At 35.1% G+C, this 14,992-nt stretch carries 13 protein-coding genes and 1 pseudogene; 4 read left to right on the top strand and 10 right to left on the bottom strand.

Annotated elements, in window-relative coordinates:
- Nucleotides 1-20: 20 nt before the first annotated feature.
- Complete coding sequence (locus ABS911_RS00345; protein WP_350465732.1) at nt 21-668, bottom strand: CAP domain-containing protein; 648 nt, start codon at nt 666-668, stop codon at nt 21-23.
- Nucleotides 669-803: 135 nt separating this feature from the next.
- Nucleotides 804-1,133, bottom strand: a complete 330-nt coding sequence (locus ABS911_RS00340; protein WP_350465730.1) for a DUF6054 family protein — start codon at nt 1,131-1,133, stop codon at nt 804-806.
- 127 nt (nt 1,134-1,260) lie between these two features.
- Between ABS911_RS00340 and ABS911_RS00335 the strand changes: the two genes are divergently transcribed.
- Both ABS911_RS00335 and ABS911_RS00330 read left to right on the top strand, forming a co-directional pair.
- Nucleotides 1,261-1,995: a YjjG family noncanonical pyrimidine nucleotidase gene (locus ABS911_RS00335; protein WP_350465728.1), complete on the top strand. Its 735-nt coding sequence runs from the start codon at nt 1,261-1,263 to the stop codon at nt 1,993-1,995.
- 252 nt (nt 1,996-2,247) lie between these two features.
- Nucleotides 2,248-3,612, top strand: coding sequence for an FAD-binding oxidoreductase (locus tag ABS911_RS00330; RefSeq protein WP_350465727.1), 1,365 nt, complete (start codon nt 2,248-2,250; stop codon nt 3,610-3,612).
- Between the two features lie 108 nt (nt 3,613-3,720).
- Here ABS911_RS00330 and gcvPB read toward each other — a convergent pair whose 3' ends face one another.
- The 4 genes from gcvPB to gcvT are packed head-to-tail and all read right to left on the bottom strand — an operon-like array spanning nt 3,721 to nt 8,071.
- Complete coding sequence (gcvPB, locus tag ABS911_RS00325) at nt 3,721-5,181, bottom strand: aminomethyl-transferring glycine dehydrogenase subunit GcvPB (RefSeq protein ID WP_350465726.1); 1,461 nt, start codon at nt 5,179-5,181, stop codon at nt 3,721-3,723.
- Complete coding sequence (gcvPA, locus tag ABS911_RS00320) at nt 5,178-6,524, bottom strand: aminomethyl-transferring glycine dehydrogenase subunit GcvPA (protein ID WP_350465725.1); 1,347 nt, start codon at nt 6,522-6,524, stop codon at nt 5,178-5,180. The genes gcvPB and gcvPA overlap by 4 nt, the downstream gene beginning before the upstream one ends.
- 4 nt (nt 6,525-6,528) lie before the next feature.
- A complete protein-coding gene (gene gcvH, locus ABS911_RS00315; RefSeq protein ID WP_350465724.1) occupies nt 6,529-6,927 on the bottom strand; it encodes a glycine cleavage system protein GcvH in 399 nt (132 codons plus the stop codon).
- A gap of 31 nt (nt 6,928-6,958) precedes the next feature.
- Nucleotides 6,959-8,071 (bottom strand): glycine cleavage system aminomethyltransferase GcvT, encoded by a 1,113-nt coding sequence (gene gcvT, locus ABS911_RS00310; RefSeq protein ID WP_350465723.1) that lies wholly within the window; start codon nt 8,069-8,071, stop codon nt 6,959-6,961.
- Between the two features lie 267 nt (nt 8,072-8,338).
- Here gcvT and spxA point away from each other — a divergent pair, with 267 nt between their 5' ends.
- A complete protein-coding gene (gene spxA / locus ABS911_RS00305; RefSeq protein ID WP_350465722.1) occupies nt 8,339-8,743 on the top strand; it encodes a transcriptional regulator SpxA in 405 nt (134 codons plus the stop codon).
- Between the two features lie 171 nt (nt 8,744-8,914).
- Here spxA and ABS911_RS00300 read toward each other — a convergent pair whose 3' ends face one another.
- Nucleotides 8,915-10,237 carry an FAD-dependent oxidoreductase gene (locus tag ABS911_RS00300; RefSeq protein ID WP_350465721.1) on the bottom strand — a complete coding sequence of 441 codons (1,323 nt, stop codon included), beginning with the start codon at nt 10,235-10,237 and terminating at the stop codon, nt 8,915-8,917.
- Between the two features lie 853 nt (nt 10,238-11,090).
- Here ABS911_RS00300 and ABS911_RS00295 point away from each other — a divergent pair.
- On the top strand, nt 11,091-11,897 hold the full coding sequence (locus tag ABS911_RS00295; protein WP_350465720.1) for a MurR/RpiR family transcriptional regulator: 807 nt from the start codon (nt 11,091-11,093) through the stop codon (nt 11,895-11,897).
- A 57-nt stretch (nt 11,898-11,954) separates the two neighbouring features.
- Here ABS911_RS00295 and ABS911_RS00290 read toward each other — a convergent pair whose 3' ends face one another.
- From ABS911_RS00290 to ABS911_RS00280, 3 genes and pseudogenes are all read right to left on the bottom strand, one after another.
- The gene (locus ABS911_RS00290) at nt 11,955-12,647 is read right to left on the bottom strand and encodes an N-acetylmannosamine-6-phosphate 2-epimerase (RefSeq protein WP_350465719.1); all 693 of its coding nucleotides are present in this window, start codon (nt 12,645-12,647) and stop codon (nt 11,955-11,957) included.
- 1 nt (nt 12,648) lies between these two features.
- Nucleotides 12,649-14,187 (bottom strand): glucose-specific PTS transporter subunit IIBC, encoded by a 1,539-nt coding sequence (gene ptsG, locus ABS911_RS00285; RefSeq protein WP_350465718.1) that lies wholly within the window; start codon nt 14,185-14,187, stop codon nt 12,649-12,651.
- Between the two features lie 329 nt (nt 14,188-14,516).
- A pseudogene (locus tag ABS911_RS00280) lies at nt 14,517-14,843 on the bottom strand (YrhK family protein); the annotation flags it as partial.
- Nucleotides 14,844-14,992: the final 149 nt, after the last annotated feature.

The following is a 14,992-nucleotide window of genomic DNA, read 5'->3' as shown; positions in this document are numbered from 1 at the left end:
TGGGTTTATTCATAATTTCTTTATAACGGTGTTCCAAAAATTTGAACAATATAAAGATTGGTACCATCATAATGAACTCCAATTCCTACTTCTTCAAAATCATTTTTTATCATATTTTCATAATGTCCTGGACTATCTTTTAATCCTTTAAACAACCATTCAGTCATTTCTTTTTCCGATAGGTAATTAGTTCCCATTGCTAAATTTTCTCCCGCTAATCGGTAAGAATAGTTAACTTCCGGCTCTTCTAATACGGTAAAAGTAGCTTTTCCATCTGGACGTGTATGAGAAAACGATTCTTCTGTTTCAATTGCTCGTATATTAGCTGCTTTTTTTAATTGATCATTTGAACTTACTGGTGCAACACCCACTTCACTTCTTAAATCATTTAATAACTCTAACATCCGTTTCTCCACAACTGCAACGTCAATTTCATCGTTTTCTGTTAAATCATTCTTGCTTGTTGAATCCACACTCGTTGATTGTTCTTGTTCACTAATATCTGGGGACTCTTCTACAAGTACTAATGGATTATCTTTCAATTTATTCTCCATTAGAGAGATAGTATCACTAATTTTTGTACCTTCTAAAATAGTCGAACTGCCAAGCCAGTAGCCAAAACCAATCAATATGATCAATAGTAAACTATATGAGAAAAATTTTCTCATTCCATCAAACCTTTCCTTTTGTTCTCATTCACTTACTGCTTGTAGTATACCAAAAATGATTGAGTACACCTATACGTTAAAAGGAAAACGATTGTTTTATTCTCATATTGAAACTTAGTCAACTTGCTTTTTTATCTATCTAAGTTCCTCTATCAATTTATCCATTGTTTTCATTATAGATTTTCCTATCCACCAATCTATTTTGAAAATTCCAGATTCACTGCCTGATACGATTATAATCACTTCGACTTGTGCATTTTCTAATGGGTGTATATGTAGGGTCAAACTTGCTACGCTGTCATTCCTGAAAAAATATTTTTCAAAAACGGTTAAATAGCCTTTTCCATATTCAAAATTAAATTCGTATGTAGTCGATTGTTCATAATTATCAACAGTTAAATTTTGTTTAAAATATTCCAAAACATCAGAACTATCCCCATTCAATATAACTTGTTTTTCTTTCATCTCGCCCACCCTTTAAATTTGTTTAGTTAACTTTATTATGCTGAACTTTCTATCTTTACACAAGATAAATGGTATACTTTTTTAGAGACTAGGTAAAACAATTATTTTATTAAAGGGGGCTACTCATTTGAAACGATATCAAACACTTTTATTTGATGTAGATGATACACTGCTTGATTTTAAAGCAGCTGAAAATTATGCATTACAAAAATTATTTAATGAACACGACGTTGTTTTAACGGATGATATTAAGCATTTTTATCAAGAAATGAACCAAAAATTATGGTCTTCTTTTGAAAAGGGAGAAATTAAACGGGAAGAATTATTGCATACTCGTTTTTCGATTTTATTTGAAAAAGTGGGATTAACTTTAGATGGGGTTCATTTAGATAACTTATACAGACAATCTTTAGAAGAAAGTGCCGTATTGATTGATGGCGCGAAATCTTTACTTCAGAAATTAGCCAAACAGTATGACCTTTATGTGGTAACGAATGGTGTTGCACGTACACAGTTCATTCGTCTAAACAACTCAGAACTGACCACTTTCTTCAAAGATATCTTTGTTTCTGAAGAAGTTGGCTATCAAAAACCGATGAAAGAATTTTTTAATCATGTTTTTGAAAAAATCCCTCACCATACTGCGGATAAGACATTAATTATTGGAGATTCTTTATCTTCTGACATTCAAGGTGGAATCAATGCTGGAATCGATACATGTTGGTTTAATCCTAAAGTACCTATAAATGTAACACATATTCCAACTTATGAGATTCACCGACTACAAACATTAGAAGATATGCTTTTAACACCTAATTCTACAAAGGAAACACCTAATACACATTCTGTATTAACTTTCTAGACAGTTAAAAAGGATTTGAGATTTCCATTTCTATCCTTTTTTATTTTTGTTTCCAATTATTTTATAAAAAGAATGACACATTAACTTTTTTCACAAAATTGACCTATACCATTTTCAAAATCATTGATTTAGCAACGTTTCAAAGCATTCTTATGCTATAATTCAATTGCATTCTCTAGTAGTTAAGTGCTACACTAATGAATGTAAGAACTAAATTACTTATCCATTTCATACTCAAAAGGAGATTTTTTTATGTCACTAAAAGAGATCATTACCGATTCAACCCGTGTTTTTGAAGGGAAAGAAGTTCCTGAAAAATACTTGTTTGATGAATATGTAGGTCGCGCTGAGAGCGTTTATGGCGTTGCATTGCCTAAAACTAAAGCTGAAGTTATTGCGTTAGTTAAATTTGCTAATCAAGAGAATTTATCTATTATTGCTCGTGGAGCAGGTACCGGTTTATCTGGTGCAACCGCTCCAGTTCAAAATGAATTGATTATTGATTTGCATCTAATGAACCAAATCATTGATTTAGATTTAGAAACACTAACTTTAACGGTTGAACCTGGCGTACTGCTTAATGAAATCCAAGAATACGTCGAAAGTAAAAGTTTCTTTTATCCACCTGATCCGGGCTCAAAAAATTCTTCTATCGGCGGAAATATTGCTACTAATGCTGGCGGCATGCGCGCAGTTAAGTATGGTGTAACAAGAGATTACGTTCGTCAACTAGATGTTGTTTTAGCAACTGGTGAAGAATTAACTTTAGGCAGTGTAAATATCAAAAATAGTTCTGGTTATGATTTAAAAGATTTATTTATTGGATCTGAAGGAACACTTGGGATTACTACTCAAATCAAGTTAAAGGTCATTCCATTGCCTAAAGCTAGTTTATCCCTTATTGTCGCTTTTCCTACTCTTAAAGAGTCGACTGATGCTGTTTTATCCATTCTGCAAAACGGAGTTGATCCAACTGCTCTTGAATTTTTTGAAAGAGAAACGATTCAATTGAGTGAAAAAGAAAATGGTGTGCTTTTTCCTAGTCAACAAGGAGAATCGTATCTATTAACAACATTAGATGGCGATAGCATAGAAGCAATTATGAGTCGCGTTCAATTACTTGAAAAAAGTGTTCAGCCTCACAATGTGTTAGAGATCATTATCCTAGAAACTCCTGAACTAGAGAAAACGGCATGGGCATTACGTGATTCTTTGTTAACAGCAGTAGTAAATTACACTGAACAAGTAACGATGGATGAAACGGTTCCTATTAATCAGCTTTCTACGCTATACCAATATACGAAACAATTGGAAGCAGAAAGCGGCTTAAGTATGATCAGTTTTGGCCATGCAGGTGATGGAAATCTTCATACTTGTGTTGCGCGTGGAACAATAGAAGATCAACAAGAGTGGGAAACAAAACGTGATGATGTATTAACTAAAATGTACGCAAAAATTAAAGAGCTTGGTGGACTCCCTTCTGCAGAACATGGTATCGGAATTATCAAAAAACCTTATCTTGCTAAAATGACTGATCCAAATTATTTAACTTACATGCGTAAAATCAAACAAGTTTTTGATCCAGACGGTCGTTTGAACCCAACAAAAGTGATGTAAATCATAGTATAAAAAATGTTTAGATCCATATAGCTATAAACCATTAAGTTTGGTTTTAAAACAAAACACCCCAACCTCGTAATTTTACGAAGTTGGGGTGTTTGCATTCTATTCTTGTGTATACTTAACAATCAGCTGTCTTGCAGCTTTCACTTCATCTAGGCGTTTTACAAATGTTGTATGCGGTGCGGTCAACACTAATTCTGGTGTTTCTTCTACTTCTTTAGCAATTTGGATCAATGCGTCTGCAAATTTATCTAACGTCTCTTTTGTTTCCGTTTCCGTTGGTTCAATCATTAATGCTTCCTCCACGATCAAAGGGAAATAAACCGTTGGAGCGTAATAGCCAAAGTCGAGAATCCGTTTTGCAATATTAGTCGTTGGAACCCCAAGTTTTTTCTGTCTTGACCCGGATAAAACAAATTCATGTTTGCTGTATTGAGTATAAGGTGTGTCGTAATAAGGTTCTAATTTCTTACGCAAATAATTGGCATGCAATACGGCACTTTCGGATACTTGTCTTAATCCTTCAGGCCCCATTGTGCGTATATACGTATATGCACGAACATTGACCCCAAAGTTTCCATAATAGCCTTTTACTCGACCAATAGAATCAGGATAGTCCGTATTTAAGACGTACTGGTCTTCTTGTTTTTCAATTCGTGGGACAGGTAAATAAGGAATCAAAAATTCCTTGACCCCTACTGGACCAGAACCTGGACCTCCTCCTCCATGTGGAGTACTAAAGGATTTATGTAAATTCAAATGAACGATATCAAAACCCATCATTCCCGGAGTTGTCTGACCTAAAATAGCGTTCAAATTTGCTCCATCATAATAAACAAGTCCACCCGCTTGATGAACGATTTCAGCCATCTCTATAATGTCTTTTTCAAAGATACCTAGTGTATTCGGATTGGTCAACATCAAACCAGCAGTATCGTCGCCAACTTGTTTCTTTAATGCGACTAAGTCCACTGTTCCATTCGAATTAGAAGGGATTTCTACAACATCAAAACCGGCGGCATGAGCACTAGCAGGATTTGTTCCATGAGCAGAATCTGGAACTAAAACCTTCGTTCTAGTTGTTCTATCACCATTTTTAGAGTGATAGCCCTTCATCATCATCAACCCCGTCCATTCCCCTTGAGCACCAGCAGCTGGTTGCAAAGTAATGGCATCCATGCCGGATATAACTTGCAAGTCTTCTTGTAACTCATAAAGTAATTGAAAAGCCCCTTGAACAGTTTCAATTGGTTGAAATGGGTGGATCGCTGCGAATCCGTCATAACGAGCGACATCTTCATTAATTTTTGGATTGTATTTCATCGTACATGAACCAAGTGGGTAAAAGCCATTGTCCACACCAAAGTTCTTCGTTGATAAAGACGTATAATGCCTCATCAATTGAGGTTCTGATACTTCTGGCAAGTCAGCTGGCTCTTGGCGAACCAAGTGTTCCGGAAACTTAGCCGTCAAATCAATTGAAGGAACATCGCTTTCAGGAAGGCTAAAAGCAGTACGTCCGGGTTGACTTATTTCAAAAATCAATTCATTGTATTCAGTCATTTAGTCATCCCCTCCAGTACTTCAATAAATTGATCAATTTCCTCTTTTGTACGTTGTTCCGTAACGGCTATTAAAACCTCATTCTCCCAGCCATAATCAGGCTCTAGATCATATCCCCCAATAAATCCTTTTTGAAGCAACTCCTGATTGATTTCTTCAATTGGTTTATCTAGTTGAACAATAAATTCATTAAAAAAGGCTGCTTTATTCTTGATTGAAAAACCTTTACTCTCCAATTGTTTCGCCATGTAAGAAGCTTTTTCAATATTTAGTTGTGCCATCTTCTTTATGCCTTCTTTACCTAAAGCAGACATGAAAACAGATGAAGCTAGAGCATTTAGCGCTTGATTTGAACTCATATAAGAAGTCGCTTTTTCACGACGAATATGCTGTTCGCGTGCTTGAAGAGTTAAAACAAAGCCACGCTTCCCTTCAATATCCGTAGTTTGCCCAACAATACGTCCGGGTATTTTACGCATATATTTCTTCTTAACTGCAAAATAACCGCAATGTGGCCCGCCAAAATTCATGGCTAATCCCATGGGTTGCATGTCCCCCACAACAATATCCGCTCCTAACTTACCAGGTGATTCAAGCAAAGCTAGAGCTAAAGGATTCGCCATAACAATAAGTAAAGCTTTATTTGCTGCTGCCAGTTCTTTTATTGCCGCTAAATCCTCAACTGAGCCAAAAAAATTAGGGTATTGGACAACAACTGCTGCTGTTTCATGATCTAGTTGTTCTGCTAATAAAGATAGATTAGTGCTGTCATTAAGTAAATCAATCTCTTCAACTCGATACTCATGACCATTTGCAACAGTTTGCAAAACTTCTCTTCCTTGAGGGTGAACAGCTTTAGAGATAAGAATCTTAGAACGCTTTGTAGCTCCAATAGCTAACGTAGCAGCTTCTCCAAGTGAAGTAAATCCATCATACAAAGAAGAATTCGCTGCATCCATACCAGTCAATTCACACACCATTGTTTGAAATTCAAATAAAGCTTGCAGTTCTCCTTGGCTGGCTTCTGCTTGATAAGGCGTATAGGCCGTATAAAATTCAGAACGAGAAATCACATGGTCCACTACACTTGGGATATAATGGTCATAAGTTCCTGCTCCTAAAAAGAGACTGTACTCATTTGCAGTAGTATTTTTAGCTGCTAATTTTCTCATCTTTTTTGTTAGCGCTGATTCATGAAGAGCAGATGGAATGTCCAATTTTTCGTTTAAGGTGATATGTTTTGGAATATCTGAAAATAATTCTTCAACAGACTCAATTTCTAAAAAGTCTAACATGTCTTTTTGATCTTGTGCAGTATCAGGCAAGTATCTGAATTCGTTCAATCGCTTATGCCTCCTCTTCAATTGCCAGTTCTGCAACGTAGGCTTGGTAGTTTTCTTCACTTAGTAGTCCTTCTAATTCAATTGGATTTTCTAATTGGATCTCAGCAAACCAACCTTCTTCAAAAGGAGAAGCATTTACTAATTCTGGAGCATCTTCCAATTCTTCATTAACTGCTAGAATAATTCCTGTAACCGGCGCAAAAATCTCTGAAGCCGATTTGATGGATTCTACCGTACCCATTTCACTACCAATAGAGACTTCTGCGTCCACTTCTGGTACTTCTACATAGACAACGTCTCCCAGTTGTTTAACAGCATAATCTGTAATCCCAACACGTACTGCATCTTCCCCTAATGGTAATATCCATTCATGTTCCTTGCTGTATAATCTATTCTCTGTCATGGTTAAAACACCCCTTATCTTTCATTCTTTTTTATTCGATTTCTCTCTTATAAAACGGTAGTTGCACAATTACAGCATCCACCAATTTATTACGGATCTCAATCTTCACCTTTGTCCCAACTTCATTTCCGTTTGTAGACAATAAAGCTAATGCAATACTATTGCCAAGTGTTGGTGATTTGGTTCCCGAAGTGATTACCCCAATTTCCGAACCAGCTTCATCAAACACTTTGTATCCATGTCGTGCAATTCCTTTTCCTATGAGTTCAAGACCTTTTATTTTCTTATCCACTCCATTTTTTAGTTGAGCTGTTAAAGCAGCCTTACCAATAAAATCAGCTTCTTTTTTAGTCTTAACGGCAAATCCAATTCCTCCTTGAAGAGGGGAAATCTCATCTGATAATTCATTGCCATATAAAGATAAACTCGCTTCTAAACGCAAAGTGTCACGAGCACCTAATCCACAAGTCTGTAAACCATCTTCCATCCCGGCTTCTACTATAAGGTGCCATAATTTTTCAGTTTCATCGGCTTCCAAATACACTTCAAAACCATCTTCTCCAGTGTACCCCGTGCGAGAAATCAGTACCGACGTAATATCTTTTAAAGCAACATGCTGAAAAAAATGGAATGGTTTAAGTTTACTTAAATCATCATCTGCTAGTTTTTGCAAAATTCGCTCAGCATATGGTCCTTGAAGTGCAATCAACCCAATATCTTCAGACCTATTTTCCAAGATAACATCTTCGACCAATTTTTTTTTCATCCATTGAAAAACTTTTTCTGTGTTCGAAGCATTAGGAGTTACTAAGTATCCTAGTTTATCTAATTTAAAAATAATTAAATCATCAATTGTACCACCATTTTCATACACCATGGCGTTGTATTGGGCTTGACCAACTGTGAGTTTTGAAACATCATTCGTTAATAAATGATTTAGAAACCCTTCGGATCCTGTTCCTTTTACGAGGATCTCCCCCATATGTGAGACGTCAAATAAACCAGCTTTTTCACGTACGTTTTTATGTTCATCTGTTATACTGGAAAATTGAATCGGTAAAGCCCAACCTCCAAAATTCATTAATTTAATATCATTCTCTTTATAATAATTGAATAAAGGTGTTCTTTTCAATTCTTTTCCCATTTTATCTCCCTCATTCTATTATATTATGCCGCACTTAATTTTATTGTTGTTCACTTTTAATTGTCCTAATAAATTAAATTTACCATTTTAACGAACAATTTAATAGTCTACAATCAAAATTGTTAAGAAAAAAGTTTTTTTCATCTAGTTAACTGTAGGCAAAATGATTGCTTTTTAAGATCATTTCACTTAAGCTTTTGATTGAAAACGTTTACGTTTATTAGATAGTATACTACTATTCAATGAAATTGAGAAGGAGGGTTACACATGATTACGTTATATTCATCTGCTAGTTGTACCTCTTGTCGCAAAGCCCGATCATGGTTAGAAGAACATGACATTCCATTTACTGAAAAGAATGTATTCACTGAAAAGATAACTGATGAAGAATTGAGAGCAATTTTGCAACTAACGGAAAATGGAACAAATGAAATCATCTCGCAACGTTCTCAAGCTTTCAGAGAATTGAATATCAACATAGAAGAAATGCCCTTAGGAAGAGTGTTGAAACTCATTCAGCAACATCCGGGTATAATGCGGCGTCCTATTCTTGTCGATAATAAACGGTTACTCGTCGGTTATAACGAAGAAGACATCCGTTGTTTTTTGCCTAGAGACATCAGAAAACTGGAACTATCAAAATTACACGATCAATTACCAGTTAATTTCTAATGACCATAAACCAAATTATTAAAATTATTTGGTTTATTATTGCTCTTAGTGGATAAGTTTATGCGTAAATTCGCAGCACTTATCCACTTTTTCTATTTCTTATTCGTTTTTACATGATTCGTTATCCAAGAAAAAATTCTCTTCACTATTTAAAGTGAAAAGAATTTTTTTTTAAAGATCAAATAAAGTATTAAAAATCTCAGACATAACAGGATGTGTTACGACTTGATCTCTCAAATAAGTGTAAGGAATATGATTATCCATTGCCATCTTAACTTGATTGACCAATTCATGAGCTTGATCACCGAAAAGAGTGACTCCTAAAATCTCATCTGTTTCCTTATTTACAACAGCTTTATACAATCCTCTAGTATCATTAATAACATCTGAGCGAGTTGTTCCGCTAACGGGAGCAGTGTTGGTAATCACTTGGTACCCTTGCTCTTTTGCTTCTGCTTCGGTTAAACCAACTCGAGCAAATGACGGCTCTATAAAAATAGAATAAGGGACATGCTGGCGTTCTGAGCGTTTACGATTGCCTTTGCCTAATACATAATCAGCAATTAACTTAGCATCATTAATCGTGATGTACGTAAATTGATAACCTCCCTTAACATCTCCTAAAGCAAAAACATGTTCAACAGCGGTTTCCAAATAATCATTCACTTCGATTCCGCCTTTTTCATCAACAACAATCTCTGTATTCTCCAAATTTAAATAAGCAGTATTGGGTTTGCGACCGGTAGCGACTAAAACAGCATCAAATAAAAATTCCTTATTGTCCTCTGTTTCAAGCTTAACTTGGTCTTTCTCATTTGAAACTTTATTCGTTCTTGCATTTAGCTGAATCGTGATCTCTTTGTCTTCCAGAACTTGTTGAACAGCTTCTGCTACTTCTCGCTCTTCTTTTGGCATGAATTGTTCGCCCGTTTCAAAAAGAGTGACCTTTGAACCAAACATTTCATAAATAGAAGCAAATTCTAATCCGATATTCCCTGCACCAATAATGCCTAAAGATTTAGGTACTTCAGGCAGTGACTGAAGTTCTGTACTATTGTAGATTCCTTTTGTTTCTTTTAATCCTTCAATTGGTGGATAATTACTTTCTGAACCAGTACCAATGAAAATATATTCTGCTTCAAGTTCTTCCGTTTGATCGCCTAAATCGACGATTATGACATGGTTTGATTTAAATGAACCTGTCCCAGTATACAAATCAACCTGTTCACTTTTTTGCATACTTGTAAATTCCGTATTTCGATTTCTTTGAGTTACCTCATTTTTGCGCTTTAATGCCGTAGCATAATCTATTTGTTCCCTTGCATCGTGTTCTAAGATCTTAGTAGGGATACAACCGATGTTGACACAAGAACCGCCATACATCAATTCATTTTTTTCAATCAATGCTACTTTCCATTTATTCGCTGTTAACTTAGTTGCTAAGGTACGAGCACCTTGACCAAATCCAATAATAATCGCATCATACTTTTTCAAAATAACACCGTTCCTTTCTAAATTAAATTGGAATCGTTTTACCATATACAATTTCAGTATAACACTTCAATGCTGCAAGAAAGAATGATTTGTTTATAAACTTTCTCTGCATTATTTCTTAGGTTGTGTTTGAAAACTGAGGATGAACCTGATTTTTGGTATATCTGGAGTAATAAAAGAAAATAGGAGTGATCAGGATGAGCATTGAACGTTATTAAATGTCTGCCTAAAGATTGCTAAGATCAAGGAAACGGTTTATATCCGCTTTTATTTATGGCGCGATACGGGTTTACTAGAAGCGCATTTAGTCAGCAAGTATCACCTAACGCAGACCTTTCTAGTAGATTCTTTTGGCATTGTACCTTAAATTCGGTCAATTCATTGGGATTCTGTTCTTAATTGCTCAAACTGAAGCCAATTACGCCTACTCAAATAGAAAGCGGATTTGAGTTAATCGAATTAAGCCTTATTGTATCTACTTAAATGAAAAACTACTCCGAGTTAGTTGAATGAAGCCTTATTGCGCCTACTCAAACGGAAAACTACTCTGAGTTAATCGAATTAAGCTTTATTGCGCCTACTCAAATGAGATTCTACATTAAGTCGACATTCTTTTTCCTTCTCACTATCGAATCGAACCATTTTCGAATCAGTATCGGCCTATCGCAACATTTTATTTAGCCTTTGTTTATCTAACGGCGGCTTCCCTCTTGACAAACTAGTTTTAAAACACGCCTAAGATGAAATAATAAAAGACTTCTATTTGACTTTTTTTTATTTATTTCTCTTTTGTAAACATCCGTTATAAATGGTATCCTTAAAAAAAAGGACTTAGAGGCAGGTTATTTTACTTATGACAAACAATCTTGATCTTTCTAATCGAATCAATCAAAATTATCCGCTACTATCAAAAAAAGAAAAACACGTAGCCGCATTTATATTGGAAAATAAAAATGATGTGGAGTCTTGGAATATTAAAGATCTTTCACGTTTAACAGAGACTTCCAATGCTACTATTTCTCGTTTTTGTTCAAAATTACATTATCGAAATTTTAGTGAATTTAAAACATTTGTAACTCAAGAATTAGGTGAGAACCCATTGCCCTTACAAGTGCCTGTTAAAATTGCCAGCTATTACACACAATTGATCAACTCTGCATCTCAATTGATTGAAACACAACAGATTACTGATTTTGTGGAAGCAATTCATCTTTCCAATAAGATTTTAATTTGTGGAGTGGGAAATTCCGGATTAAGTGCTATGGAATTGAAGTATCGGTTAGTTAGAATGGGCTTGATCGTTGACGTCGTAACCGATCCCCATATGATGTTAATGGACGCCGTATTGTTAAAAAAATATGATTTGATGATCGCTATTTCGAATTATGGACAAACACAAGCTGTCATTGATGCCTGTACTATAGCAAAAAAAGAACATGCTACCGTTTTTGTCATTACCAATCAAAACCACACACCTTTAACAGAAATTGCCGATCAAGTACTGTTTGCTTCAGGTCGAACGTCCATTCCAGATGACCAATTTATCAACAGCCAATTGCCGATTCATTTTATTTTAGATGTATTGTGCTATGTCTTGCTAGAAAATAAATCTTATAAAAATAAACGCAAAAAAACGTTATCTGCCTTAGATTCACATTAAATCAAAAAAAGCTAGTAAGAAAGTGGAGTAATCCCACTTTCTTACTAGCTTTTTACGTTACTTTACTTCTTTCATTTTCCCAACAAATTCAGCCGTAATCAACTGAGGACGAGTGATTGCACTTCCTACTACGATAGAATGAACACCAAGCTCTTTACATCTTTTAGCTTTATTAGGTGTATCTATGTGACCTTCAGCAATTACAGGAACTTTCACGGATTTTAAAATAATTTTTAAGCGTTCAAAATCATTATCCGCAATATTGTCACCTTTTGATTCTTTAGTATATCCCATTAAGGTAGTAGAGACACAATCAAAGCCTAATCGTTCTGCTTCAATCGCTTCATCAATAGTTGCTGTATCAGCCATTAACAAAATTGACGGGTATTTCGCACGAATGGATTGAACAAATGACTCAAGTGTTTCTCCATTTGGTCTAACACGACTTGTAGCATCTAAAGCAATCATGTCACATTTAGATTCAGCTAATTCATCAATTTCTTTCATCGTTGCCGTAATAAAAACTTCTGAGTCATCATAATCTCTTTTTACAATTCCGATAACTGGCAATTCAGTGTTTTTCTTGATCTCAATAATATCTTCTTTTGAATTCGAACGAATGCCTTTTGCTCCGCCTTCTTCAGCAGCAACTGCCATTCTTCCCATAATATATGAGCTATGCAAAGGTTCATTATCCAACGCTTGGCAAGAAACAATTAATTCTGATTTTACTTTATCTAACATATTCATTTTATTCGTCTCCTAACATTTCTTCAATTTCATTTTTTATAACCGATACTTGTGGACCATAAACGACCTGAATACCATTTCCTCTTTTAATCAGTCCTTGGCTTCCAGTTTCTTTTAATAGTTCTTCATTAACTAAAGTCTCGTCTTTAACTGTAACACGTAATCTTGTTGCACAGTTGTCAACATTCACTAAATTTTCTTCGCCACCAAGACCATTAATAATATCTAGTGCACGACCTTCTACTTTAGTTTTATTGCCAGCTACTTCTATTTTATCTGTTCTACCAGGTGTTTGGAAGTTGAATTTCTTAATTAAGAATGTGAAGGTGAAGTAATATAAGAAGAACCAAACTACTCCGATAACTAAAACCATAATCCAGTTTGTTCGTTCATTTCCTTGCAAGACTCCAAATAAGATAAAGTCAATAAATCCACCTGAGAAAGTTTGCCCAATTGTGATTTCAAAGATGTGCGCTAACATAAATGCAAGTCCGTCGAACACTGCATGTACCACATACAACGCAGGTGCTATAAATAAGAATGAAAATTCAAGCGGTTCTGTGATTCCTGTTAAAAAGGATGTTAAAGCAGCTGACAACATCAACCCTCCAACTACTTTTTTATTTTCTGGTTTTGCTGTTCTATAGATAGCAAATGCTGCACCAACTAAACCAAACATCATTGTGATAAAACGTCCTGACATAAAACGTGCTGTTCCACTAAAGAATTCTTGAGTTGCTGGATCAGCTAATTGTGCGAAGAAAATATTTTGCGTTCCTTGAACAAGTTCTCCACCAATTTCCATTGTTCCTCCAACAGCTGTTTGCCAAAAAGGAAGATAAAAAATGTGATGTAATCCAACAGGCCCAAGCATGCGTAGGATAAATCCGTATAAGAATGTTCCTAAGTAACCAGTAGCGTTAACCACATCTCCAACATTTGTAATCAACCCTTGGAATACAGGCCATACAAAGTACATAATAGATCCTAAAATAATTGCCGAAAATGATGTAATGATTGGAACAAAGCGCGAACCACCAAAGAATCCAAGATACGTTGGCAATTCAATTTTATTAAAGCGATTGTGTAAATAACTTGCCAAAATCCCAACAATAATCCCACCAAATACTCCGGTTTCAAGTGTTTGAATACCTAGTGTGCTTCCTTGACCAACAGCGGCAAGATTATCTACAGCTAATGATCCAGTAATCGTCAAAATAGCATTTATTGTTGAATGCATGACCAAGTAGCCAATAAGTGCTGCTAATGCTGCCGTTCCTTTATCTGATTTTGCTAAACCGATGGCTACTCCTACCGCAAATATAACGGGTAAATTACTAAAAACAATGTTCCCAGCGCTACTCATAATTGTAAAGATTGCTTGTAACCAAGCTACATCTAAAACAGGATAAGCACTAACTGTATTAGGATTAGATAATGATCCTCCAATTCCTAAAAGTAATCCTGCAGCAGGTAAAATTGCGATTGGCAGCATAAAGGATTTTCCAAATTGCTGTGCTTTCTCAAAAAACGTTTTCATTTCCTCATTCTCCTCTTCTCTTTTTGATTTACTGTTAGTTTATACTATGAAAACATTTCCGTCAACCTTAATTTAAAGAAAATATTTTCATAGAGGTAGAGAGTCCTTTTTATCATTATCGAAATAACAAAAAAAGATTGAACACTTTTAAATTTCACATCAGTGTTCAACCTCTTATTTATTTACTTTTCATTCGGATGTTTCTCTTTTTCTTCGTATTCCTGATCGTTATCTCTGCCATAATATTCCTCATTGTATTCTTGCTCTTCTTCTGGATCTTCAGTTTCATTTTTGCCTTTTTCTTCTTTTTCTTCTTTTTGTTCTTCTTTTGCTTCTTTTTCTTTTGCTTCTTGCTCTTCTTTTTGGGCTAGTTTTTCATCGTCGTAAATAAAGACATTATGGAAAATTTTTAAAATTGGTCGTGCGGTTAGAAAAAATCCACCTATTAAATAAAGATAAGTTCCATAAATATCTGGGATAGGGGTTAACGTTGCTAAACTTCCAATCATATAAAAGATACCTGTCAAGATATCATTTGTTAATGAAATAAGAGTATAGCGATTCTGAAAATACAGACGGAATCGTCCAGTCTTAATCTCAATATCTTCTTCTTTGTCAGGAATAACATCATGTTTTTTCCGCTCTATCTTTGGCATGTTGACTTACCCTCACTTTTTCATATACGTATAATAGGTAGTATACAAAATTCCGTATCACCTTTCAAAATAAACGAATCAGTAACCATTGTCATTAAAAAATGCCTACTGAATAATGAGAACTTGCACGTTTTTTATTCTAGCATTAA

The organism is Carnobacterium sp., from assembly GCF_040274425.1.
Note: the sequence above shows the minus strand (reverse complement) of the source record. Positions and strands in the feature narration are given on the sequence as shown.

What these genes read in the sequence shown, in the direction of transcription:
- gcvT (WP_350465723.1), bottom strand. Translation starts at nt 8,071, where the DNA reads ATGGGAAAAGAATTGAAAAGAACACCTTTATTCAATTATTATAAAGAG.
- gcvH (WP_350465724.1), bottom strand. Translation starts at nt 6,927, where the DNA reads ATGACAGAGAATAGATTATACAGCAAGGAACATGAATGGATATTACCA.
- gcvPB (WP_350465726.1), bottom strand. Translation starts at nt 5,181, where the DNA reads ATGACTGAATACAATGAATTGATTTTTGAAATAAGTCAACCCGGACGT.
- ABS911_RS00290 (WP_350465719.1), bottom strand. Translation starts at nt 12,647, where the DNA reads ATGAATATGTTAGATAAAGTAAAATCAGAATTAATTGTTTCTTGCCAA.
- ptsG (WP_350465718.1), bottom strand. Translation starts at nt 14,187, where the DNA reads ATGAAAACGTTTTTTGAGAAAGCACAGCAATTTGGAAAATCCTTTATG.
- ABS911_RS00330 (WP_350465727.1), top strand. Translation starts at nt 2,248, where the DNA reads ATGTCACTAAAAGAGATCATTACCGATTCAACCCGTGTTTTTGAAGGG.
- ABS911_RS00340 (WP_350465730.1), bottom strand. Translation starts at nt 1,133, where the DNA reads ATGAAAGAAAAACAAGTTATATTGAATGGGGATAGTTCTGATGTTTTG.
- ABS911_RS00295 (WP_350465720.1), top strand. Translation starts at nt 11,091, where the DNA reads ATGACAAACAATCTTGATCTTTCTAATCGAATCAATCAAAATTATCCG.
- spxA (WP_350465722.1), top strand. Translation starts at nt 8,339, where the DNA reads ATGATTACGTTATATTCATCTGCTAGTTGTACCTCTTGTCGCAAAGCC.
- ABS911_RS00345 (WP_350465732.1), bottom strand. Translation starts at nt 668, where the DNA reads ATGAGAAAATTTTTCTCATATAGTTTACTATTGATCATATTGATTGGT.